The organism is Saccharobesus litoralis, from assembly GCF_003063625.1.
In the GTDB taxonomy this organism is placed as follows: domain Bacteria; phylum Pseudomonadota; class Gammaproteobacteria; order Enterobacterales; family Alteromonadaceae; genus Saccharobesus; species Saccharobesus litoralis.
In genome coordinates, this window is the sequence record NZ_CP026604.1 from 5,071,436 (window position 1) to 5,097,323 (window position 25,888).

Below are 25,888 nucleotides of genomic sequence, written 5' to 3' on the forward strand. Positions count from 1 at the left end.
GACAATTTAGTGCAAAGTCGGTTTATTAGGTAAATCTTCTGGTAACGCATCGCCAAACTCCCCAAAGCATAATATGGCGGTTATACGTATGTATTCGACAATTTCTTCAAACGATTGGAAGTTTTCTTCCGTTTCTTCTAATTCAGTATCCATTTTGCTAATGGCCACTAAATCTTGAAACGCTTCGCGGATCTCTTCATCAGCCGCTTGCAAATTAACACTTTGCACACCAATAGATGATAAAAAGCCATTTAACCATTCAATCAAAGTTTCAGCACGCTCAGTCAAGGAGACATCATCTTCAGGCAGGTAAATTTGAAACGCCAATTGACCATCTTTCAACTGCTCAAATGTCGCTTTATATAAATTTATCATGGCGCTGACTACGTCTTCTGGCACTGACTCACCATCCAAACAAAAATCTCGAACTATGCTCAACCATTCGCGACTGGCCTCACTCATACCACCGCAAATGCTGCCACATAAAATGCCATGCACTTCTGATGCAGAACAAGGTAGCTTGTTATTTTGCAGTAAAAAATCAAAATCATCGTAATCAGGCAAGGTGACATCAGACATAAAATGGACTCTTAATGAATAATTGTTATACAGGGCGTCGATGGCTCAACAATAAAATGAAAAAACTTAGCTTTCATTATCAATAACTTAGTATAGAAGAGCCGAAGCAATATGCCGCCATTATAGCGCATACAATTGGGATATGGCACAATACAAATCATCAATTGCTAAAGACGTTTACTAAACGAGCGTAATAGGTATTGATATTTGACTTTGCAACGAGGCAAAGCCTGCTTGCCAAGTCAATTAGCCTTAATTTCTTCGTCATTATTAAGGCTTATATAATTAAAGCACTGATTGCTTATACTATAGTCAAAGCGATCAGGTTTTAGGGGAAGCCGTCAAGCTTCGAGACCCCATGAGCATATGCTCTACTATGTGATTGGGGCGAGTAAGCGCCGACAATGAACCATAAGACCTGAGCGAGAAGACTATAATTTTATGGTCCCTGAGGTATTCGTTAAAGGTTATGTCCCTGAGCCGATACTTCTATACCCAGGATCCTAGCTTGGCTACTATTGAGCAGGCTCGGCATGTACCGAGAAGCCTACGGTAATCATCTAGCTTCCGCCTTGAACCATACGGTTCAAGGGCTGACACCTGCAGCGGTACCTTGGGGAGCGCCACTTCTTAGCAATACCCTTTTTTAATTTCGCCTGAGTTGGTAACTATTCAAGTTCTCAATCAGCAAGCTCATTCGGCAGTATTGTTCTTTAAGTTAGAATGGTTTGCAGGCTCTGCGAGCATAAATGCTCACCCACAAAAACTTTGATATTTTAATACGGTTATTTTCGACAAAGTCGATAGATTTATTACCTTATTCAACTGAATACTAACCTAACTTTTACCGTTTATTCTCTGGTACAAAACTCCAAACCTGCTAACGCTTTCACATACTCAAGCAAACCATCTTATTACGCTTTGCCAATGTTTTATTCATGGTAAATACTAAATAGATAACGGTTGTAGTCAAAGCGATCGGGTTTTAGGGGAAGCCGTCAAGCTTCGAGACCCCATGAGCATATGCTCTATTATGTGATTGGGGCGAGTAAGCGCAGACAATGAACCATAAAATTTGAGCGAGAAGACTATAGTAGCTGACAATATGAAAACTCTTTATATACTTCGCCACGCAAAATCAAGCTGGGCCGATCCTAATCTCGACGATTTTTCCCGCCCCTTGAATAAACGCGGCCTGCGTAATTTGCCCGATATAGCAACTCGCCTTGTCAACAACTGTTGGCAACCCGACAAAATTATTTCCAGCAGTGCAAACCGCGCTCTGACCACGGCAAAAGCAGTAGCCAACAAAATGACGATTGAAAATATTCAGCAAGATGACGGACTGTATATGTGTTCGGCTGATTATATTTTGTCACTGATCCAACAACAGCAAGATATTAGTAGTTTAATGATTGTCGGCCACAACCCATTATGGACCGACTTAATTAATCTCTTAACCCATTTTGGCTTAGATAATTTACCCACAGGGGGAACCGCAAAAATTGAGTTTAATATTAACAAATGGTCTCTTGTCAATTGGGGCACTGGCAAAGTCACGGGATTAGACTTTCCTAAGCAACCGTTTTCTGCGGTCTGCTAAATTATAGTTCAGCAAGTAATTGATAAATGTCATAATAAGCTTGCCCCTACGGGGTTAATATGCAAACTATTACCCTGTAATCTTACTCACCAATTTATAAAAATATCAAAACATTGAGCGATGAAGCTCATATGGTATCTGGCGTCATGCATGTACAGGCGCAACAGACAGTTCAAAAAATAGGATTTAACGATGGATGGCTTAAGCTCAGCGCTTATATTTTTAGCAGCCGCAGTGATTACGGTTCCACTGTTTAACAAATTAAAACTTGGCTCAATTTTGGGCTATTTGGTCGCTGGTGTGGTTATTGGCCCTTCTATGCTTGAGCTCATAGACGACCCAGAAGATATCTTACACTTTGCCGAGTTTGGCGTGATTTTTTTACTGTTTATCATAGGGCTAGAGTTAAACCCAGAAAAACTCTGGCGCATGCGCGATAAAATCATGTTCTCTGGCGGTGGCCAACTCTTTATCACAGCCATTTTAATAACAGGCATTGTTGTGGCTGGTTTTGGCTTTAGTTTTTCGACAGCTGCGGTTATTGGTTTAGCTTTGGCATTATCGTCAACGGCCTTTGCCATTCAATTAATGACTGAGCAACAAGTCTTACGTACGCCACCCGGTCAACATGGTTTTTCCATGTTACTTATGCAAGATCTAGCCGTGATCCCAATTTTACTATTTGTTGGCACTTTGTCCGTAACTGGCGGTAAAGACCCCGTTGCTTGGTGGCAAAGCTTATTAGCTATTATTGCGGTTATCGCTGCTGGTCACTATGTGGTCAATCCCTTATTGCGTATCATTGCCCGCAGTGGCAGCACAGAGGTTATGACTGCCGCCGCGTTATTAATTGTCATGGCGACTGCTGTGGCTATGTATGCCGTCGGTTTATCTATGGGCTTAGGTGCCTTTGTCGCCGGTATATTATTAGCCAACTCGAGTTTTCGCCATCAATTAGAAACCGAAGTTAAGCCATTTAAAGGCTTATTACTTGGCTTATTCTTTATTGCTATCGGCATGAATATGAACTTGCAACTGCTAGGCGAAAAACCATTAGCCATGATAGGCGGTGCTATCGCATTAGTGGCGTTAAAAGGTTTAGTCATTTTTGCTGTACTACGATTAAGCAAGCAAAGCCGTACCGATTCAGTTCGCCTTGGTATTATGTTATCGCAAGGCGGGGAATTTGCTTTTGTTGTCATGGCGCAAGCGACAGCCGGCGGCATTCTCGACAAAGAAGTTGCCGCCATGGTTAACCTTATTGTGGGTATTTCAATGGCGTTAACCTCACCATTAATTATTTTACATAGCCTAGGCTTTAACAGTAAAAACGTCCGCCCTATATACGATAGCGAGCCTCACGAAACCGAGCCTCAAATCATGATTGCCGGTTTTGGTCGCTTTGCTCAAATTACTGCGCGGATTTTGGCAGCAAAAAACATCCCGTTTATCGCGCTAGATAAAGACGTAGAGCATATTGAATTTCTTAAAAGGTTTGGTAACAAAGCCTTTTACGGCGATGCAACTCGATTAGACCTATTAAAAAGTGCAGGCATTGCTCACGTCAAAGTTTTGTTTATTGCGGTTAATGACGACCAAGCCATTAAAATTGCTGAAACCGTGCGTAAGCATTATCCTCATATCAAAATTGTCACTCGTGTACAAAACCGTTTTGTGGTCGCCAAATATAATGAATTAGGGGTAACAAGCTGTGTACGTGAAATGTTTGCCAGTGGTCTGCAAGCTGCTGAACAAGTTTTATTAGCTCATGGCTACACCGATACCAAAGCCAAAGAAAGCGTGCGACTGTTTAAACAGCATGATGAAAGCCTGTTGCAAGAAGCCATTGACAATAATTACGACTTGCAAACCATCATTGACCGAGCAGGACAAGGTAAACAAGCGCTAGAATCTATTTTCCGCGACGATAAAACCTTATAATTCACTGCAAGTTTTGCTTCTGTTGCCATAGACAATGGTAACAGTAGCAAAGCTGGGTAATGCTCAACCAAAGCTAAGCTAAGCCAAAGTAAAATTGAATCAAAAATACCTACCGTAAAAATTCTTAGTTAAAACCATTCTGGCACACCTGTTGCTTAGTCCTACATAACTTGATTTGCTCGACCCTAAACGTCAATTTTTTGTGAGGACAGACGATGGAATTAGTAATCACCTTAATGATAGTGCTATTGGTTGTTTCCGCATTGGCTATTCGCTTAACCCAATCAGAAACCCCTTTCCCTTACAAGCGCCGCGAAAGCCTGTTTACTAACTCTGAACGCGCTTTTATGGTTATGCTTGAAAGAGCGGTAGGCGATGAATTTCGCATTGTTAACCGCGTACGTTTAACTGAGTTACTCGATATTCGCCAAGGCACCAAAAAGCGTGTCGCCCAAGCGGCTAAACTAAAAGCCACAGGTAAAGTATTAGACTTTGTCTTACTCGACAAAACCAACTTAACGCCAGTTGCGGCAATTGATTTGGTCAATGCCGAATCTAGCACGGGTTATAAAACTAAACAGGATTGGTACCTTAAAGGCGCATTAGACACGGTAAACTTGCCACACATTCGTATCAAGGTACGTAATGGCTATAAAGCGTCAGAATTACGTGAATGTATTTCAGCCAAGTTAGGGGCAAAAAACAACAAGTTGCGCCCGCTCAATGTACGCAAAGTAAAATCGAAAGGCCCGACTCGTCCTATTCGTCCTTTAGTACAAGCCCATATTAATCAAGCAGTAGCGCAAGACGCTCAACAAGCCGCCGTTGCCTAAACGTTGACATTAGGTCTATATTCAACAAGCCGAGCATTAGAATTGCCCTATTGCTCGGTTTTTTTATATAGTCTTCTCGCTCAGGTCTTATGGTTCATTGTCAGCGCTTACTCTCGACTTTGGCTCCTGCGTCGTTCTAACACCTAAATCCATTTAGGCGACCCCAATCACAAAATAGAGCATATGCTCATGGGGATTCGAAGCTTACCTGCATGGATGCAGGTACCAAAAGTAGGCACTTTAAGCGAGGGGCGAGAGCAGGACGCGGTAGCTTTGACGGCTTTGCTTACATGGATGTAAGTACTTAGGTTTCGTCTGGAACTTGAAACCTGTCCCTAAAACCCGATCGCTTTGACTATAATAAGCTTAAGTTAACTAAATAATATCTAAAGGAATTCTCCATGACCATCGCCATTATTGGAGCTATGCAGCAAGAAATTGAAATACTGCGTCAACAACTCGACAATTGTCAGGAAGACAAGCACGGTCCTGTCACTTTGTTTTGTGGTTTTTTAGCTGGCCACAAAGTGGTACTCGTATTGAGTGGCGTTGGTAAAACGGCAGCCGCAATGGCTACCACCTTAGTTATCGACCGTTATAAACCCAAATTTGTCATCAATACAGGGTCAGCAGGCGGTTACGCCAGCGATTTAAATATTGGTGATTTAGTGATCTCCAGTGAAGTGCGCCATCATGATGTCGACTTAACCGCTTTTGGTTTTGCTATGGGCCAAGGTTTTGGTTTTCCTGAGTCTTTTCATGCTGACCCAGCATTAATTGACAAGGCTCAACAAGCAGCAAGTAAACAACCTGAATTACAATGCAAAGTAGGTTTAATTTGTTCAGGCGATAGCTTTATGGACTGTCCAGAGCGTGTTGCCACCGCCAGAAGGCATTTTCCCGACATGATAGCAGTTGAAATGGAAGCTGCTCCCATAGCGCAAGTTTGCCAGCAATTTCAAACACCTTTTGTGGTGATCCGCGCTTTATCCGACATAGCCGGTAAAGAGTCTCATCAAAGTTTTGATAGCTTTTTAGCGCAAGCGGCACAACATTCATCTAAATTAGTTGTCGACTTTTTAGAATCTTTTTAAGCCAATGCGTCAGTATAAATTACCATGAATGCTATTTTCGACACTTGGCCACAGCCCTTGTTGTATCTCGGTGTGTTGCTAGCCGTGGTATTGCTTGACGTCTTTTTGACGATCCCTGAAAAGGCTCATCCACTGACTTTTTTCCGAGTCATTGCAGAGCGCTTAACCGCCAAGGTATTTCCCGATCCCAGTCGCCCAGCTTTTCAACAAAAAATTGCGGGCGCATTGGCCATTTTAGTCGCGACCGTGCCTTGGGTCATTATGATCTTTTTATCAGTGCAATTTACCGAATACCCTTGGTTTTTCGAAGGTTTGATTTTATGGCTTTGCTTGGGCTTAAAACCCTGCTGGAGTGACATTAAAAAAGCAGAATTGGCATTACGTAAGGAACAAAAAATCCTCGCGCGCGATCGCTTAAACGACTGGGTTTTACGCCGCACCGACAATTTATCTGCCATAGGTATCGCCAAAGCCTGCTGCGAAGCTTTACTGCTGCGCAATCTGTATTTTTACCAAACCTTGATCTTATGCTTTATCTTATTTGGCGCTTATTGGACATTAGCTTTGCGCTTATTGTTAGAGCTGCATTTAGTCGCCAACGGTAAAACAACTCGCTTTCGTTACTTTGCTAAAGCCATCGACAGCACATGCCATATTTTACTTTATATCCCTTGTAAAATTAACGCCTTAACGCTAACCATAAAAGGCGGTTTAATTAAAGGTGTGGCCATTGCATTTAGCGCGAGTAAAAGCTGGCCCTATACTAATTCACTTTGGTATTTAAGTATTGCGGCTCAAGCTATTAATACTCGCTTAGGTGGGCCGATATATTATGGCCAAGTCAAAACGCAGCGCCCGCATTTAGGTGAACACAACCCGCAACCCAATTGGCAAACTATTCGCCATTGCCGCTTTCTTGTTATCGCGGCTAACAGCCTAATGTTACTGATAATTGTCGTTACAAGCCTATTTTTGAGCTTAATCGTAAAAAACTAAAGCATATTTAACCTTTTGGCCAAATTTAACCACGAGTTTAATGGCATTTTTTTCACCAATCCGTATGATCGCATGCATTCCTTTCACCCGTATTATGAAAGCAATTCAATGGTCATTATCAAAAGCTGAGCTATGATTATGACACACTCGTTAGGATACTTGATTTTACATGGCAAAATATAACGTTTACGGCTTAGGAAATGCCCTAGTCGACAAAGAATTTGAAGTTACCGATGCTTTTTTAGCCGAGCAAAATATTGAGAAAGGTTTAATGACCTTGATCGAGCAAGAGCAACAACAAAGCTTACTTGCTGGCTTACAAGCAAATTTTGATTTAAAGAAGCGCGCTGGTGGTGGCTCTGCAGCAAACAGCTTAGTGGGCTTAAGCCAATTTGGTGGCAGCGCATTTTACGCCTGTAAAGTCGGCAACGATGAGTTTGGCCGCTTTTACGCGGATGATTTAGCAGCCAGTGGCGTGACTACGCGTTTAAACGAGTTGTCGACCCAAGGTAATACCGGCACTTGTTTGGTGATGGTCACAGATGATGCTGAGCGCACCATGAATACCTATTTAGGTTGTACTGCAGACTTATCAACCAATGAGTTATTTATTGAAGAGCTAAGCCAAGCCGACTATTTGTACATTGAAGGTTATCTTGTTCCTTCGCCTACCGCATTAGAAGCCATTGCCGCAGCGAAACAACAAGCCAAAGCCGACGGCGTAAAAATTGCCATGACCTTCTCTGATCCGAGTATGGTTAAATATTTTAAAGATGGAATTGATCAAGCACTTGGTAATGAACGTATCGACTTACTCTTCTGTAATGAAGAAGAAGCGCAAACCTTTACCGATACCAATACAGTAGCGGATGCTAGCCAAGCGTTATTAAAACGCGCTAAAACTGTGGTGATCACTTTAGGCGCTAAAGGTTTACTTGTGATTGACGATGAAAAACAAGTTGAAGTCGCAGGCCAACCTGCTAAAGCGGTTGATACCAACGGCGCGGGCGACATGGTTGCAGGTGCGTTCTTATATGGTTTAAGCCAAAATTGGGATTACGCCAAAGCTGGCGAGCTAGCTTGTAAAGCGGCAAGCGTTGTGGTGTCTCACTTTGGTCCGCGCTTGTCAAAAGAGCAGCAACAAGAAATATTAAAAGACTTTTTGTAGAAACTATGAAGGACAGTATATCGACTAACCTTAAGGTGACAAAACCAAAAAAGGTGAATAAAGATGAATACTGTCCTTCAAGATAAAGATAACGCAAATTCAAATATTTTGTACCTTGCTTTTGAATTAAGTGCAAAAAGCTGGAAGCTAGGATTTAGTAATAAAGTTAAGCTCAGACAGAAAACGATTGATGCTGGTGATTGGAATAGCCTACTTGCAGAAATTGAACTGGCAAAAGAAAAACTAAAATGCACACCAGACTGTCCGGTTTTTAGCTGTTACGAAGCGGGTCGAGATGGGTTTTGGATACACAGAGCATTGGAAAAAGAAAATATCACCAATTATGTGATTGACTCAGCCGCTATTGAAGTGAATCGGCGTCAACGCCAAGTCAAAAGTGATGGTGTGGACGTAAAAGCCTTAAACAGACTACTCATTCGTTATTGTTCAGGTGATTTGACGGCAATGAGGCCTGTTAGAGTCCCGACTATTGAGCAAGAAGATAAACGACGATTACAACGCGAACGAGGGCGATTAATCGAAGAGCGAGGGGCGCATTCAACAAGGATAAAATCTTTACTTTTTCTGCATGGCATACGGCTAGCAAACATAAAAGATTTAAAAACATTACTGCCTAAACTTAAAGGCGCCGTCACGGGGTATGACATTCCAGTTGATACGAAGAACGAATTACAACGCGAATACGAGCGCTATGTCATGGTAGATAATCAAGTGAAAGAACTTGAAGCGTTACAAAAAGAGCGAGTTACCCAAGCCCAAGACGGCAGTATGGAAAAACAGATAGAGCAAATGATGCAACTCAAAGCCGTAGGATGGCAAACCAGTTGGTACTTAGTTGCAGAATTTTTTAGCTGGCGAGATTTCAAAAACGCTAAGCAAGTGGGGAGTTGTGCGGGATTAACTCCAACACCTTATGACAGCGGAGACAGCCAACGCGAACAGGGAATAAGTAAAGCAGGCAATAAGCGGGTGCGCAAGGTCATGATAGAGTTTGCTTGGCTGTGGTTACGTTACCAAAAAGGCAGCAAATTAAGTCAATGGTTTAAGGAGCGCTTTGACAAAGGCAGCAAGCGGATGCGAAGAGTGGGAATAGTCGCGCTCGCGAGAAAATTATTAGTGGCTCTGTGGCGTTACCTTGAGCATGGTGTTATTCCCGAGGGTGCACAATTAACGGAAGGTTAATTGCACAGAGGCAGTCACAAATGACAACAAACACATAAGGAATTAACGTTAACGATTGTGAGAAGGTGCTCGTGCCCAACCTTGGTAAGCCAAGCTTGACCGTTTTTGTAGAAGGGGCACCTTCAACCAGATTTCACTGCACATACGAATGCAGTTTGAGGTAGCCAGCTTAGGGCTGGAACGGATAGAAGGTGGTTGCGCTCACACTTGATGTTGAGTAGCACGAATAAATTAATCTGGGCAATTGATTAACTTCAAAAATGGGAAAAAGCTTATGGTTTGAAGAAAGAGCATAAGAGATTTTTATAAATTAAAGGTTGGGTATTGACTTCCTGTCCTTCATAGAAGGTTGGTGCTGAGGCACGAAGCCCAACATCTACACATTAATAACCACGTTGGGTTACGCTCATACTTCGCTAACCCAACCTACACTATAAATTTTGGAGTTACCATCCTATGACTGACTACAAAGTCGCCGACATTTCCCTAGCTGAATGGGGTCGTAAAGAATTAACTATCGCCGAAAGTGAAATGCCAGCATTAATGGCCTGTCGTGAAAAGTATAAAGACAGCCAGCCGCTTAAAGGAGCAAAAATCTTAGGTTGTATTCACATGACCATTCAAACGGGTGTGTTAATCGAAACCTTAACTGCCTTAGGCGCAGAAGTGCGTTGGTCATCATGTAATATTTTCTCTACGCAAGATCACGCTGCTGCTGCAATCGCTGCGGCTGGTGTTCCAGTTTTTGCTTGGAAAGGCGAAACTGAAGAAGAGTATGAGTGGTGTATCGAGCAAACTATCAACAAAGATGGCGTTGTTTGGGATGCTAACATGGTACTTGATGATGGTGGTGACTTAACTCAAATCCTTCACGAGCGTTACCCTACTCTTTTGGACAGTATTCACGGTATTACCGAAGAAACCACAACTGGTGTTCACCGTTTACAAGAAATGTTAGAAAAAGGCGAGCTAAGAGTGCCCGCTATCAATGTAAACGATTCAGTTACTAAATCAAAAAACGATAACAAATACGGTTGTCGTCACAGCTTAAACGACGCGATTAAACGCGGTACTGACCACCTACTTTCAGGTAAAAAAGCCTTAGTTATCGGATACGGTGATGTGGGTAAAGGTTCGGCGCAAAGCTTACGTCAAGAAGGCATGATTGTTGCGGTTACAGAAATCGATCCTATCTGTGCTATGCAAGCTTGTATGGACGGCTTTGAAGTGGTTTCTCCATATAACAATGGGGTTAACACAGGTAAAGTTGAAGATATCAACACAGACCTACTGGGTAAAACTGACCTTATCGTTACTACAACAGGTAACGTTAACGTGTGTGACGCGGCTATGTTGCAAACGCTTAAATCAGGTGCTGTTGTATGTAACATTGGTCACTTCGACAACGAAATCGACACTGCTTACATGCGTGACAACTGGAAGTGGGATGAAGTAAAACCTCAGGTTCATCAAGTTTTCCGTTCTGAAGATGCTAGCGACTTCTTAATTTTATTATCTGAAGGCCGTTTAGTTAACCTAGGTAATGCAACAGGTCACCCAAGCCGTATTATGGATGGTTCTTTCGCTAACCAAGTATTGGCGCAAATTCACTTATTCACTCGCAAGTTTGCTGACTTACCTGAAGGCGATAAGAAAGCTAACATCACCTTAGAAGTATTACCGAAGAAGCTAGATGAAGAAGTAGCTTCATACATGGTTCAAGGTTTTGGTGGTGTAGTCACTAAACTAACCAATACTCAAGCAGATTACATTAATGTTGATGCTGAAGGGCCATTTAAGCCTGAAACTTACCGCTATTAATCTGCCAAGCAGTTATTACTTCACTTTATAAAAGTAAGCCGTTGCCTCAGCAACGGCTTTTTATTATCTGTTAGGCCAGTAAATTCTGCTGCCACTCTATTTAGCATCATTTTGACCTATAGCTTTGCCCTATAGCTATGGCGTAAACAATCACTCGGAATAATCACAACGGCTGCTTGTAATCCGTCTAATACCCCAAATATCCAGATTAACAGCAGGGCATTACTTTATCGCAAATTGTTAAACTGGCCTACTAAACCAAATTCATTGCGTTTACGTATTGATGAATAGTCAAAGCATACGTATTCAACAACTCATGGGTTGGTAATACAAGCGACAATTAAAGTTCGCGTTTAATATAGACATAATAAAAACAAAAGAAATTTCAAAAGGTGAAAACTATGTGGCAGCGGATCCCTTTAGCCATAAAAATTCTTATTCCTTCACTTGTCGTGATTGGCTTAGTTGCAACCCAAAAACCCAAGCCCGAACCCGTAAAACAAGAAAATACCACACCCAATAAACCTATGGTTAATGTGGTATATGCTCAACCACAAGCCCATCACCTACAAATCACCAGTCAAGGCACAGTTAAACCCAAAACCGCAATTAATTTGGTATCTCGCGTGGCAGGCAATATCACTTATGTGGCACCACAATTTAATGACGGCGGTTTTATAAAGAAAGAGCAGATACTAGTCAAAATCGATAAAAGTGACTATCACTTAGCACTCATTCGTGCCAAAGCTAATTTGGCCACTGCACAAATGCAACTCGCGCAAGAAAAAGGGCTCGCGCGCCAAGCTAAACGAGAATGGCGTGATTTAGGCAACCAAGAAGCCAATAGTTTATTTTTACGCGAACCACAAATTACGGCTGCTAAGGCTAATGTTAGCGCAGCTCAAGCCGAGGTTAAACAAGCTGAACTCAATTTACAACGTACTGAAATAAAAGCACCATTTAGTGGCCGTATACAGCAAATAATGGTTAATGTTGGCCAATACATTGGAGCAAACCAACAATTGGCCAGCTTGTTTGATAGCACTGTTATGCAAGTCAGCTTACCTCTTTCAGAACAACAAGCTGCCCTCATTAATTTGCCGCTTAATCCGCAAGTGACAAACTTGCCACAAGTGGTGTTATCCGGTTCTGTTGCTGGACAAAATGCAACTTGGCAAGGTCAGGTTGTACGCACACAAGCCAGTGTGAATACGCAATCACGCATGTATTACGGCATTGTTGAAGTTATTCAAGATATCAATAGTCCGACGCCTCTCATAAACGGCCAGTTTGTTAATGCTAAAATATCCGGCAAAGCCATCGAGCAAGTGGCACGCTTACCGAAACAAGCGGTTTTTAAACGAGACCAAATTTATTGGTTAAAAGACGATAAAATCGTTGCTGGACAAGTAGAAGTATTAAATCAAGACAACCAATACGTCTGGGTTAAATCAGCAATGTTAACGCCAGATTTAGCGATTATTGCCGACCGACAAGGCTATGTCACCCCTGGCACCGCAGTTGAAATAAACTTAGAAAACATAAAAAGCCCAGTAGACCCAGAACCGACTAGTACCGCTAATACAGAAAATCCCGAGCAGTCACCCCCCTCTCGCTCCGCAACTGGAGATGCTGCACCGCAAAATACAGCAACGGGAGATAAAGCATGAAAGGCTTAGTTGCTTGGTTTGCCGATAACCCTGTTGCGGCTAATTTGTTAATGGCCGTCATTTTAATCGGCGGGTTAATCGGGGTTGATACGGTTGAAAAAGAGGTATTTCCTTCGCAAGAAACCAAGATTATTAATGTCGGCATGAGCTACCTTGGCGCAGGGCCAAGAGAAGTTGAACAACAAATAGTCGTGCGTATTGAAGAAGCCATCGCTGATTTAGTTGGTATTTTCCAAATCAGCTCAACCGCAACACAAGGGTATGGCAATGTCCGCATTGAAGTTATTGAGGGGTATGACGTAAAAGAAGTATTAAACGATATTAAAGCCCGAGTCGACGCAATAAATACCTTTCCATCCAGTGTTGAACGGCCGATTATCAGCCAAAACATTAACCGTGTGCCTTTAATGTTTTTTACCCTGTATGGCGATGTTGACGATGCCATCATGAAAGCAACCGCACAACAAATAGCCGATGACATGGCCTTACTTAATGGCATCTCCCAAGTGACGTATCGCGGTACTAAAGATGATCAAATGAATATTGAGATCTCTGAATATAATTTACGCCGCTTTAATTTAACTTTTGATCAAGTCGCAACAGCCATTCGCAACTCTTCTCTTAACTTACCCGCAGGTAATATAAAAACCCGCTTGGGTAATGTCCAAGTACAAACCCGCAGCCAAGCATACAATGCCGATGACTTTGCCAACATCACCATTATTAGCTATGCCGACGGTACTCAACTTAAGCTAGGTGATATTGCTAACATTCGCGACGGTTTTGCCGATGTCGACTTAGAAGTCGGGTTTAACGGGGTAAAAGCCATTGATTTTCAGGCTATGATCAGCGATCAACCGGATTTATTTGGCGGCACGCAAAGTGCGCGCGACTATATTGAAAAAGCCCGTAAAGTACTGCCAGCTGGACTGAAAATTGATATTAATTATGAAATGCGCCAGTTATTCGACAGTCGCCTTAATTTACTAACCGGCAACGCCATTGGTGGCTTACTGTTAGTCTTTATTATATTAATGCTGTTTTTACGTCCCATTCTCGCCATATGGGTCTGTGTGGGTATTGCCACCTCTTTTGCAGGAGCACTTTGGTTACTGCCCTATTCAGATATCAGCGTCAATATGATCTCCATGTTTGCGTTTTTAATGGTGCTGGGTATTGTGGTTGACGATGCAATTGTGGTGGGGGAAAGCGTCTATTCACAACAACAAAAAGGCAACCTTGGGGTACCCGGATCCGCTGAAGGTGCCAAGCGAGTGTTTAAGCCGGTTGTATTGGCTGTACTGAGTACCATTATTTTCTTCTTCCCTATGATTGATGTTCCTATGGAGGTCAAACCCCATACCCATTCAATCTTCTTTGTCGTGGTATTTTGTCTGCTATTTTCTTTAATTGAATGCCTGCTGATTTTACCTTCTCACTTGTCGCATATGAAACCCGAGCGCCCTAGCCGCTTTCTATTTTTACAAAAAGTAACGCAAATACGCATATGGTTTTCCGGCAAGTTAAACCAATTTGCTCAACAAGTTTATCAACCCCAATTAGTGAAATGCTTAAACAATGCTGGCGCAACAACGGTTGGCTTTTTAATGGCAGTGTTGTTAGCCATCTCGGTTTTTGTTGGCGGCTGGATGAACGTGTCATTTTTTCCACAAGTGCCGCAAAGCTTTATTATTGCTAATGTAAATTTACCGGAAGGCTCTGCCTACAATGAAGCGCTGCGCATAGCTAACCATATTTCACAAGTCGCCGAAGATATGCGCACCGACGAATCTTTATTAAACGCCAATAAACAACAACCGTTTTTAACGGAAATAAAAAAAACCGCCAGTGGTAACAACGCTAATGTGTTTGTTGGCCTACAGTTATCCGAAAGCAGAACCGTAAGTGCCAAACAGGTTACCGAGCGATTTAAACAGCTCATTGGGCCTATCCCCGAAGCTAAGCAATATTCACTGGCCTTTAGCTTTGGCGGCTCCAGTTCTGATATCAGCTTAAACTTAAATATCACCAGTAATGATCTGCAAGACCAGCAAGCTGCATCACAACAAGTGGTAAAGACTTTAAGTGCTTACCCCGGCATTTCCAATGTGCGCAGTAGTTTAGAGTCGGCTCGAGTGGAAGTAGAACTCGCATTAAAACCTCATGCCGAAACGCTAGGGATCACGCTAAACCAAATCGCGCGCCAAGTACGCCAAGGATTTTATGGTGAAGAAGTACAACGTATACCACGTGGCAAAGAAGATGTGCGGGTCATGTTGAATTACCCAAAAGAACACAGAACCGAGCTCGATTTATTAAATAACATGCGGATCCGCACTAATGCTGGGGTCGAGATCCCACTAGAAGAAGTGGCCGATATACAACTGGTACCCGGTTACACCAAAATAGACCGTGTTGATCGCAAGCGCAATATTCAAATTAGTGCCGACATTGCCGACGGTTATGATGCAATGCAGACCGTAAACCAAATGCTCAACGACAATTTACAAACTTGGCAACGGCAAATTGTCGGCTTTGATTTAAAAACCGAAGGTAACTTACGCGCGCAAGCAACATTTCAAAGCACCATGGCCATTAACTTTATTATGGCCTTACTGGCTGTTTATGTATTAATGGCGGTTGCATTTAAATCTTACAGCGAACCTTTTTTAATTTTAACGGCTGTACCGTTTGGCTTTGTAGGCGCGATTTTAGGCCATACGATCATGGGGCATGATATCAGTATGATGTCTTTTCTTGGTTTTCTGGCCTGTGCCGGCGTTGTTGTCAACGACAATCTTGTTTTACTCGACCGAGTTAATCAGCTACGAGATAACGGCGCTAACGCCATTGAAGCCGTGTTACAAGCAGGTCAAGATAGATTCCGCGCGATTGTCTTAACCTCGCTTACCACCTTTGTCGGGTTAATGCCGATCCTATTTGAAAAAAGTGGCCAAGCACAATTTTTAATTCCTATGGTTATCTCATTGGGTTTTGGGGTTTTACTCGCCTCTACCGTGACACTAATACTCGTGCCTTGTATTTATGTATTGTTTGATAAGGTTAAAAATAGAGTAAAACAGGTATTAAAAATTAACTCAGGTATAGGCAGCCGTAGCCAACTTAATGAGTTAGAGATGGATTAATGGATTAAGCAGGTGGCTGGCTGCGAGCAATAGTCAAAATTAGCACCTCCAAACAAGACGCTAAAAACAAAAAAAACGCTGGTACTCAACCAGCGTTCTATTGTTTTAACTAATAACGTAAGCCGTTATTGAAAGTTAACATTAGCCTTCATTGGCACTGTCAAACGTTGCTTTTGCTGGACTCTGTTAGCATGGTTAATAGCAATACGATTGATGCCGACATTTTTTTCAATGAGCCAATCAACAATATTGTCACACGTCATGTCAATCTGCTTGTAAAAGCTACCATTAATCTGCGTATGCTCTTTTAACAACGCCTTGTACATAGCAAAAAACTCACCATCAACGGAGCAAGGCGCCACCCAAAACTTATCTAAAGGTAAAGAGCTAGTTAACTTGGGAATATCATAGTTGGCTTTACCCATCACTTTAGTAGGCTTGAGGTGATGCAATGATGACAAACCAACCGTGCTGTTTACCGTTATTGTCGCGCGGCAATGCCTTAACATGGTAGGTAAGTTAATTTCATGGCCATAAACCACACGATGACGGATCTGCAAGGTTTTCGCAAAACGGCGGATCAATTTACCATAATGCCTAAACCCTCTGTCCATGGGGTGATGTTTAAATACCAGCGCCGTATCTTTTGGTGCATGCTGACTAAAGGATGTCATCACTTCACGAATAAAATCTTTTACATCGTCGTAATCAGAATGCGATAAAATTTGGCTATCACAATGCACTTGCAACGGCACAAAAAAGTATTTGCCATCCCAATTATCAAGGATCTTGCGTTCCATGCCATATTGGGTCACTTTATATTGCCATTTACGGCGAATCGATCGCGACCAATATTTAGCTTCTTGCAATGCTGAAAAGCGGCGGTGATGGCCATCGTTAATCAACCAAGGTTTTGCAAAAAGCCGAGATGAATAGTAAGTCACCCCGTAGCATAATCGCTGGAAAAAAGTTTGGCCTATTTTAACGTCTTGCTTTATGGTTGTAGCAGATAAGTACTTGTCGATATATTCATCAACATCATCTTGTTTAAGGGTATTTAAAATTGAAAAAGACGAATTAGCGTTAACTCCGTCTTTTTCTAACGTGATCCAATTAGGACGAATATAGCCCTCTTCAAACGCCCAAAACTCCAAACCGTTTTGCGCACAAATATCTTTGGCAATTGAATGATACGAGCGGCAATCACCAAATACCACAACGGCGTGAATATCATTACGTTTAACAAACATAGAAAGGTAGCGTGGCCAAACGTTTAAGTCGCCACGGTAATGAAACTCATGATCCGCTTTTGAATAGTAAACATCACCACCGTTAAAGTTAATTTTAAACGTGGTATTACCTAAAGAAGAAAACTTGCTAGCCAATTTTCCAAAAAATGGCCCAAGTGGTCCTTGCAAAAAAAGGATATTACTCATGGGTATCTTAACGTCTCAACAGTCTAAATGTGATCTCAGCTAGGAATCGAATTTTACGTATTATTCGCGATAATGTTGTAATAATTTGTAAAGGGGCAACAAACGATCCCTTTTTGCCTTGCATGGTGGAAATAATAAACTCTGGAGATGTATACCCGAAGGTGTGTTCATTTACGTATAGGGGATACTCAATCAAAGCTCCATAAACCAACGTCGTTAACGCTAGCTTTTTTTGTCGCCTTTCTATTGGGTATTTATCTTCCGTTAAACCCCAACCAGCGTAAAAAGGCAGGCCATAGCATACGACTTTTTTGCCACGAATTAAAGCTTCAAACCCCGCTAAAGAGGTTAACGTATGCAATTCGTCCACTAACTCAATACATTCAATAATACCGGCTCGAGTCAATTGTAGATCAGCGTATTGCTTTACCTGTTGTGGGGGAATATGCCCTTGGCGATTACCGCTGAGTACATCAGGGTGCGGCTTATAAATAATGCACGCATCTGGGTTAGCCAGCCGCGCATTTTGCAACAAGTGTAAATTGGTTTTTATATCAATACAGCCAGTTTGAATAGACGCATCATCTTCCACTTGACCAACCACCAAAATTTTACGCTGGCTAACATTGGATAATGCGCTTAACTCTTGCTCACCGTCAGACACATTATATTTTGATACCTTGGTTTGAATCAGTTGCGCCAGTAGTAATGCTGCTCTGTGCTGTTGCTCTGTATTTAGATTTAAGTTATTTAAAATAAACTCTAAATCACTTGGCTGGCGAGGATCAAAATAAATACCGCGCGAGTCAACTACTAATGAAGATGGCCGACGCAGATCAGCCCCTAGGCCAACCGAGCGGATAAAACCGTCTTCAATGCGTAATACGTTTGGCTGTTGATTAAGGCTCACGCTAGGTGCCGGCTTTGCCCCCCAAACCACTAAAGCATCATTAGCTTGCCACTGAATTTTAGCGACCTGAGTCGACTTAATAAATTTAACCCTAGGCGCATACTTTTTAAGAAAGTCAGGTAAAAAAGCCTGCTTCCACCAGCTAAAGTCACAACAATACAAGGTATTGTATTGCTTGGCTGCGCTTTTTTGTAAAGCAATGTAGTCAATAACATCTTCAACGTCACAGCGCTGATGGGTATCAGGATGCACATAGCGCACGTATTTAATATAAGCTGCGTATATCAGATCGTATATTGACTTTTTATACCCTCGCCTGCGCTCAGGGATAAAGCCTCTATCGTCAGTTAAGCCCCAACCAGCGTAAAACGGCGTACCAAAAGTAATGACTTGCTTACCTTGTACTAGCGCATCAAAGCCAAGCTGCGAACATACGGTGTAGATTTTTTCACATTGCGCCACCAGCAACATAGGGTTACAGGCTTGAGTTAAAAATTGAATCCGCGCATGTTTGCTTTCTTTAGGTGGCAAAAAACCTTGTTTCTTGCCTAGTATGACATCTGGGTGAGTTTTAACGTATATCGTCTTATTGGGATTTTCATCAAGAGCACACTGCAGCATTTGCCTAAAGCTATCGGCGCTGGCATAGCTATGGGCAACCGACAGATCACCAAAGGTTTGATCAACCACGAGAACTGCATCTTGCTCAATTGCCAACTGCGCTGGTGCCTGCGACGAGAGATTATATTTAGTAATATGATGTTGAATTAATTTAGCCTGTAGCGCCTTAACCCGAGCCATTTTGTCGACACTAGCTCGGGGGCTAACATATTCGTCATTAGATAAATTGAGTTCATCGCCAGCCAAACCATTAATAATATAGGTTTCAATATCACTCGAATTAGTAGCATCGTAGTAAATACCACTAGTATCAACACTCAATGACAACAAGCCTTGCTTTGAACTAGAATGGTTAAGGTAGGCGATAAAACCATCTTCAACTCGCCAAAAAGGTAAGTCGTGTTTATCAGCAATCGCTTTAATTTTTGCTGCTGAGGGTTTTAGGCCCCAGCCAATTACTACTACGTTGTTTGAAAGATTATGAGATATATCTTCAAAAAAACTTGATGCTTTACTAATCAAGTGCTTAGTTAAAAAAAACAATTACAACCCTTTTATAATTTCAAATTTTTTAGCAAAAAGTAAGGAGTATTGATAAAACTATATTATGGGCCATTTATGCTTCACCAATAAAGGTAAAGCACAGTTCATTTATACTTCTGTCTACAACATGTTTAATCAGAATATATTAGGTTCTATTTAATCCAAACCGCAGTGATTTTGCACACGCCATGTCTAGTGGGAAGTGAATCATCAACTTCAATGGTAACTATTGAATTGCTGCTAATAGCGATTTTTAACAACTCCAATATTGCAGAATCTCCGTTTTGAATATCTGCAGCATCAGCTCTACAATTTGTAGCACCCCAGCTACTACTATCGTTGACATACACCCTGCTCAACCCTTGAGTGTCTGGCTCTGCGGGCCTATTTGCAGATACTGCATGAAGCCACTGAATTGAAGTAGAGCGCTTAACTGCGACTTCAGATAATGCCGAATGTGACATTAAACTTAAAATTGCTCCAGCTATTAAAATTATTTTTTTCATCATTTTTCTTCCTTATTTATCGATGCTTATCTGTATACAAATCTAATTACACTTCTTTTTAAAGTCTGATGTTTCTTACATAAACTAATATTAAAACAACTCGCCACCACGAATTTAATTAACCAAGTAATGGCCGCTCCCAATAAACACCCTCCTTGATTATTTTTGCGGGATTTCCAGCAACAGCAATGTTTTTATCTTTAAACGCTTTCGCAACTACGCTACTAATTCCAACAATACTGCCACTACCAATGTAAGAGCCTTTACATAAAACAACATGGGCACCTACCCAAACATTATCTTCAATGACTATATTTTCGGCCTGATTGATCCGTTCGTCAGTTCCCAGATCAAAGACTGCATGAGAATCAGTACTTCTGACGTCAATGTTGTAAGAAAACATACATTGAGATCCTATTTTAATTGTGGAGCTTTCCCCGTTAATAAAATTAGCACCACCAATAGTAGTTCCATCCCCTACAGTGAATGTATTACCGTCAGAAATTTTTTGAATTACTCTACAAGTAACTCGACAATTATTTCCTATAACAATCTTATTGTTTGAGCTTTCTACAATAATTTTAACTTTATTTAAGACTGTGCCATCCCCAATCTCAATGACATTATTCTCACCAGAAATAATAAATTCACTATCATTAGCCCGAACAGAGCTGCCAATAGTTACTTTATTGTTTTTCCCAGTATCAGTTCTTTTCAATCCATCCAACATAATTAACCCCAATAGATTCCTAAAAACATAATTTAATTCCCTATCCGCTACATATAAGCAGGCTTACTACTTAGCGAAAAATCTTAAAAATGGATATTTAGAATCACGAAGAAATGCTTGCCGGTTTTTCCTAAATTTTTTGAACTTTGACTTAAAAGTCCCTTTTGTCTGTTTTTTTAAATAAATTAAGCTTCCATTATTTACTTTAGATTTACTTTTCTGTGTTTTGAGTGAGTCTTCCATGATTGAACCATTACGTCGGTACCGGTCAAATAAAATTGAATTTGCAGTAACGATAGGTTTCTGATTGTATTCGAAAGCTAATTCTCGCGAAATTAAACCTCTAATTACTTTCGGACGAATAGCAATTGTAGCGGTCATCCTAGTTCCATCGTCCATTTTTGTTTCCCTTGTCACGAATTCACCAAAGCTATAATATTCATTTAATAAATAATCAAAAAATCTTAATGTATGGCTCCAACTTGGCTTTTTGGGCTGATAAAGACACTCAATAACATCAGATGGTTTCGAGACTTTGGTATTTAGTTTTTCATGTCCATAAAATGCGTTTCCGGCATACATCAATGGTTTTTCCCACGCCATAGAAATTAACCCTACTCCGGAGTTAATCAGCAATATAGAGTCAGAAAGTTCAATTAGATCATTAATATGTACAGAATTTGATGCTATTAAAACATTCGGCATATCTGGAATTTCATCTTCCAAAGGATGTTTTTTAATAACAATTTTCCAGTTTAACGGTAATTGTTCAGCCGTCTCGTTTACTAGATTTATAAATTCTTGGTAACTTCCTATATCACCAATTTGGTACTTAATTACAGTATCTCCAGGGCGCTGCAATGGCACAAAAAGTACTTTTTCATGAGGTTTAATTCCCAATTCGAAGCGAAGATTATTTAAACACTCTCTGTCACCTTGCTTTTCAAGTGTATTGACCCCTGTTCTTAGCTCCTCAAAATAGCTAATAACATCTCGTTCCTGCTCATATGTAAGACAATTTTTCCAATTTATTTCATCAAAAGAATTGCTGTCCGCTAAAAAACCATTTTTATCAAAGAAAAATGAACCTGGTAAAGCCCCCCTTTCAGCTACAAAGTAATCAACGTTATAGTTTCTACAATAATTGTAAAAATCAATCATTTTGTCTGTCGAATAAGGGTTATGAAATAGTACTTGAGTGATATTATTGTCAATTAAGAATCGCTCAAAGTCTTTGGTTCCATCAATTGAATTTTCATCAGCATACTGAATATCACCTAAAGCGGTGCGAAATTCTCTTTGGAACACAAATGGATTTTGTCTAAACAACAAAGTCTTATTAGGGTTATGCATATCTTGCAAAACATCTGGCTCTAAACCATGCTTTTTAAACATTTTTAGTTTTTTGTTAAACAACAATTGATTACGCTCTTTTCCTTTAGTGTAATCGCTCGTTGGAAAGACTGGATGCCAAGCATGAAACAGAACTTTACCTTTAATAAGGTTTCTATCTCCGTATAATCGATAAATGCTTTTCCAACCTTTATACACATCAATAGAATTGAAGTTTTTATAATCTAATTCGAAGGTGTCTGGTAAAGGATAAATTCGATTTAACCGAATACACCTATTTACGAACTCTAAATCTTCATACCCCCATTTTTCAAATTGGGGATCGTTACCACCTCTAATTAAAAAATAGTCCCTATTAAACAAAGTAACCGATGTTCCTGTAGAAAACTTTTCAATATCCTCTTCGCAATTATCAATCAACTTTTGAAGGAAATAATCTTTTCGAATCTCCGGTTCAAGTTCAAAATAGATATCTGTTGCATTTTTTGTTAAATAAATGACTCCGAACATTAAAAAGCGGTCAATGAAACGATCTAATTGCTGAACTTTTATCTCGGATAAGACCGATTGATAAAAGCCATCATATGTTAAAAGGTCAATATCCTGAAAAAGGATATACGTTGCAGGACAATATGAAGCGGCAATATTTCTACAACGACCAATTGAGAATGGCTTGCTTGCTGAATTGATATATATATATGAATACCCTAAAGCTTCTGCTTTTTCCCTTACCTTGTTAGCACAACTAGCTTCAGAGCCATCATCAACTACCACAAATTGAACATTGTTAGGAATATTTCTATCCAGCGATGCAAAATCTAATCTTTGAATCGCATCTAATCTATCTGTCGTAACCCTAATTGGTAACACAACATATACTAATTTCTCTTCAAATTTTCCTGACAATGAAATATCTATATCCATTGAAATCAAACTCCTAGCACCACAGCCGCACTCACTGCGATCTGATAAATAACTTGTGTAATATCCTTACCAAACTGCAGATACTTGGTATCCACTTTTGGTAGAACAAAAATTTCGTCGCCACCGACAACTTTCACATCTTCTAGTACGTCGGTGTCTTCTGCTAAATACTTTTCAAACTGACCGTTTTTGTGCATGACAATCACATAAGTTGAGTCTTGGCTTTGCGTGTAACCACCTGCCGAGTTTATGTAATCAATTAAATTAGACTCTTTTTCGATTGTGATGGCGCTTGGGAATACCACTTCACCATGCACTAAAATCAATGATGAGCGGCTTGGAATGCGGATCAAATCGCCTTGTTCAAGATATATATCGTCAAATGTCGCGCTATTGGTCAGTATCACTTGGCCACGAGGCTCAATGTTTTTGGCGCGCTCTACCCATTGCAAAATGAGCTCGGCTTCTTTGGCGCGCAAGGCGGCGGCTTCTTGGGTGGAAGAGCGGGCTGTTAATACACTCGACTCCAAAGATTGCAACGAGGTTTTCAGCATTTCTTTTTGCCGAGCTTGAATACTTTTTCTAAATAATTGAATACCACTAATATCAGATAGATTATTGAGTTCAATTTGTGTCACAAGCCCTGCTAATGTCGAGCCGTGCGGCAATATGTATTCTTGCGCGCTCTCATGTTCACCTTCTACGCGCACTGAAATAGAACGTTGCTTTTGGTCTGACACAAACACCAGTTTGTCTCCACTGTATACGAGCTGTGTTTGAGCGCTGGCAATATCAAAGTAGTCGACATATTGCTCTTGACCAGAGTTGCGATAAATACGTACGTGGGTCACTTTGGGTGATGGAGTAACAAACTGACTAATATCGGCCACGCTGGCGGTTTGCTTGGCAAACTCTACCGCGACGGCTTGCCCGACTAACCCTTCCACCGCCACAAAATTATTGCGCGGTGCAACAAATAAAGTGTCGCCATCTTGCACTTGGTGCGGCACCATAGCGCCATTAGCTAAAAAGTCGTAAAGATTGTAAGACTGGATCACTTGCCCTTGGCGAATTTGCCTAACATCTAAATAACTACCCGCTTGGGTTTGAATACCTTGTGCTTTGTCCAAAAAATATAGAATAGAGTCGGATGATAAACCGGCATATAGTCCAGGTTGATTAACCCCTCCGGTGACATACACTTTAACGGGCTGCGCACTTTCCAGTGTGGCGTAAACATGAACATTCTTTTGAAAAACTTGTTTAACTTTTCCCAAAACAACCTGATTTAACTCACTGTTTTTAACACCACTCACGTTAACCGGCCCAACTTGCGGGATAAAAATATTACCTTGTTTATCAACGGTTAACATAGCGTCAAAGCTGGTACCTCCCCACACTTGCACCCGAATATTATCGCCTAAGGTAATTTGATAAGCCGGATTAAAACCATTGAACGACTGATTGGCAAATTCACCATTAAACAACCATTGTCCATACACTTCAGGTTTAGCTTTCGTTTTAACTGAGGTGACTAACGCCTGACTGGCGTTAGCTTGCGCATGAAAAAAACAAGAAACTAGCCACATTGCGGCTAGCCATTTTGCTACATTTAAAATTCGCATTAGTCTTCTTTATGTTCTTTAACTGTGGCCAATATCATGACAACAATGGAGTACAACATGGCCATTAAAATACTAATCGTAACAAACCAATAAACACGTCGCGGATAAAGCGCTTCATCGGCTATGGTTGGGTGTGTCACAACAGATAAATGTTTTAACTTGCGATGCGCTTCAACTCGAGTTTGTTCTAACCCTAACAAAGCGGCTTTATATACATCAGAAGCAAACTCGATCTGCATTGTTAAATTGCGGTATTGAATATCAAGTTGATTTAACGCCGAATCTGAACGGCTAACCAAGTGTGTTTTTTGTTCAGCTATTTGCGATTCTATAGCATTAATTTGGCTTTTTAGCGTCACCACTTCTGGGGCCGAGGCATGCATATAAGCTAACAAGTGCTGTAACTCGGTTTTTTTACTGATCAAGTTAGAGTTAAGCTCGGCCAAGCTTGCCAGTACCGCTGCACTTTGTTGCTCGGTACTGAATATTTGCTGGCTAGATTGAAAATCTGTCAGCTGTTGGGTCAGTTCAGATAAGTTGTTATGCGCACGCTTGAGCTCTTTTTCAACAAAACTCACTTCGTCTTGGGCAACCTGCTGACCTAATTGATTAATAAACACTTCGGCTTGGCTAACAATGGCATTAATCACTTGATGGGAAAATTGCGGTTCAAAGGTTTTAACCGAAATCTCAATCAAGCCCGATACTTCATCAAATCTTACTTCAACCTTGTCCTGATAATAGGCAAAGTAGTCTTCCATGGTGGCTTGAGTATTTAACCGGCTCAGCCAATCAGCATCAAACTCGACATAATGTTGGCGTAAATCCACGGTTTTATCTAAATGCTGAAGCATGTCTTTAGATAAAATATAGGCTTGAATTAAGTAGGCATCTTTTGACTGTCCGCCATCAATCCCTAATAAAGGAATGGCCGACGCACTGACAGCATCTTCTGATTGTTTAACAACTACAGTGGCTGTGGATTCATATTGATCTGAGGCAATAAAAAACAAATAAGCAAACAACACCGCCATGGGTGCTAATAGCCAAGCCGAATAATGAAACGATAAAAAAAGACGTGAAGATGTATCCGCACTGTCCTTAGCAACTCGATATCCAATTGAATCCTTAAAAAACTGCTTTGGATGAGACTTTAATTTACGCAGTTTTTTACCAAAATGTTTAA

General features: G+C 41.0%; 18 protein-coding genes and 1 other RNA gene. 11 read left to right on the forward strand and 8 right to left on the reverse strand.

The features are described 5' to 3' along the window. Window positions 1–6 precede the first annotated feature (6 nt). Window positions 7–579 (reverse strand): UPF0149 family protein, encoded by a 573-nt coding sequence (locus C2869_RS19135; protein ID WP_108604449.1) that lies wholly within the window; start codon window positions 577–579, stop codon window positions 7–9. Between the two features lie 442 nt (window positions 580–1,021). On the opposite strand from C2869_RS19135, the gene ssrS reads away from it, so the two are divergent. The 11 genes from ssrS to C2869_RS19190 all read left to right on the forward strand — a co-directional run bounded on the left by ssrS (window position 1,022) and on the right by C2869_RS19190 (window position 16,054). Next, window positions 1,022–1,203: non-coding RNA, 6S RNA (gene ssrS / locus C2869_RS19140), on the forward strand. A gap of 481 nt (window positions 1,204–1,684) precedes the next feature. Continuing rightward, window positions 1,685–2,182 (forward strand): SixA phosphatase family protein, encoded by a 498-nt coding sequence (locus C2869_RS19145; protein WP_108604450.1) that lies wholly within the window; start codon window positions 1,685–1,687, stop codon window positions 2,180–2,182. A gap of 192 nt (window positions 2,183–2,374) precedes the next feature. Continuing rightward, a complete protein-coding gene (locus C2869_RS19150; protein WP_108604451.1) occupies window positions 2,375–4,123 on the forward strand; it encodes a monovalent cation:proton antiporter-2 (CPA2) family protein in 1,749 nt (582 codons plus the stop codon). Window positions 4,124–4,338: 215 nt separating this feature from the next. After that, window positions 4,339–4,956 carry a DUF2726 domain-containing protein gene (locus tag C2869_RS19155; protein WP_108604452.1) on the forward strand — a complete coding sequence of 206 codons (618 nt, stop codon included), beginning with the start codon at window positions 4,339–4,341 and terminating at the stop codon, window positions 4,954–4,956. A gap of 401 nt (window positions 4,957–5,357) precedes the next feature. Then, complete coding sequence (gene mtnN / locus C2869_RS19160) at window positions 5,358–6,050, forward strand: 5'-methylthioadenosine/S-adenosylhomocysteine nucleosidase (protein WP_108604453.1); 693 nt, start codon at window positions 5,358–5,360, stop codon at window positions 6,048–6,050. A gap of 24 nt (window positions 6,051–6,074) precedes the next feature. Continuing rightward, complete coding sequence (locus C2869_RS19165) at window positions 6,075–7,046, forward strand: cobalamin biosynthesis protein CobD/CbiB (RefSeq protein ID WP_108604454.1); 972 nt, start codon at window positions 6,075–6,077, stop codon at window positions 7,044–7,046. 169 nt (window positions 7,047–7,215) lie between these two features. Next, the gene (locus tag C2869_RS19170; RefSeq protein ID WP_108604455.1) at window positions 7,216–8,214 is read left to right on the forward strand and encodes an adenosine kinase; all 999 of its coding nucleotides are present in this window, start codon (window positions 7,216–7,218) and stop codon (window positions 8,212–8,214) included. A 63-nt stretch (window positions 8,215–8,277) separates the two neighbouring features. Next, entirely contained in the window at window positions 8,278–9,417 is a 1,140-nt protein-coding gene (locus C2869_RS19175; RefSeq protein ID WP_108601389.1) for an IS110 family RNA-guided transposase, read from the forward strand. A gap of 456 nt (window positions 9,418–9,873) precedes the next feature. After that, window positions 9,874–11,238: an adenosylhomocysteinase gene (ahcY, locus tag C2869_RS19180; protein ID WP_108604456.1), complete on the forward strand. Its 1,365-nt coding sequence runs from the start codon at window positions 9,874–9,876 to the stop codon at window positions 11,236–11,238. Between the two features lie 401 nt (window positions 11,239–11,639). Next, window positions 11,640–12,908, forward strand: coding sequence for an efflux RND transporter periplasmic adaptor subunit (locus tag C2869_RS19185; protein WP_108604457.1), 1,269 nt, complete (start codon window positions 11,640–11,642; stop codon window positions 12,906–12,908). Next, window positions 12,905–16,054, forward strand: a complete 3,150-nt coding sequence (locus tag C2869_RS19190; protein WP_108604458.1) for an efflux RND transporter permease subunit — start codon at window positions 12,905–12,907, stop codon at window positions 16,052–16,054. Before C2869_RS19185 ends, C2869_RS19190 begins: the two co-directional genes overlap by 4 nt. A gap of 125 nt (window positions 16,055–16,179) precedes the next feature. On the opposite strand, the gene C2869_RS19195 is transcribed toward C2869_RS19190, so the two are convergent. From C2869_RS19195 to C2869_RS19225, 7 genes are all read right to left on the reverse strand, one after another. After that, on the reverse strand, window positions 16,180–17,490 hold the full coding sequence (locus C2869_RS19195) for a capsule biosynthesis protein (RefSeq protein ID WP_108604459.1): 1,311 nt from the start codon (window positions 17,488–17,490) through the stop codon (window positions 16,180–16,182). Window positions 17,491–17,497: 7 nt separating this feature from the next. Continuing rightward, window positions 17,498–19,564, reverse strand: a complete 2,067-nt coding sequence (locus C2869_RS19200) for a capsular polysaccharide biosynthesis protein (RefSeq protein ID WP_108604460.1) — start codon at window positions 19,562–19,564, stop codon at window positions 17,498–17,500. 152 nt (window positions 19,565–19,716) lie between these two features. Then, on the reverse strand, window positions 19,717–20,073 hold the full coding sequence (locus tag C2869_RS19205; RefSeq protein WP_159084241.1) for a hypothetical protein: 357 nt from the start codon (window positions 20,071–20,073) through the stop codon (window positions 19,717–19,719). A gap of 115 nt (window positions 20,074–20,188) precedes the next feature. Beyond that, a complete protein-coding gene (locus C2869_RS19210) occupies window positions 20,189–20,800 on the reverse strand; it encodes an acyltransferase (protein ID WP_108604462.1) in 612 nt (203 codons plus the stop codon). 66 nt (window positions 20,801–20,866) lie between these two features. Then, window positions 20,867–23,077 (reverse strand): capsular polysaccharide export protein, LipB/KpsS family, encoded by a 2,211-nt coding sequence (locus C2869_RS19215; protein WP_108604463.1) that lies wholly within the window; start codon window positions 23,075–23,077, stop codon window positions 20,867–20,869. Window positions 23,078–23,082: 5 nt separating this feature from the next. Next, window positions 23,083–24,702: a polysaccharide biosynthesis/export family protein gene (locus tag C2869_RS19220; protein WP_228710704.1), complete on the reverse strand. Its 1,620-nt coding sequence runs from the start codon at window positions 24,700–24,702 to the stop codon at window positions 23,083–23,085. Further along, window positions 24,702–25,736: a sugar transporter gene (locus C2869_RS19225; RefSeq protein WP_108604464.1), complete on the reverse strand. Its 1,035-nt coding sequence runs from the start codon at window positions 25,734–25,736 to the stop codon at window positions 24,702–24,704. The genes C2869_RS19220 and C2869_RS19225 overlap by 1 nt, the downstream gene beginning before the upstream one ends. Between the last annotated feature and the right edge of the window lie 152 nt (window positions 25,737–25,888).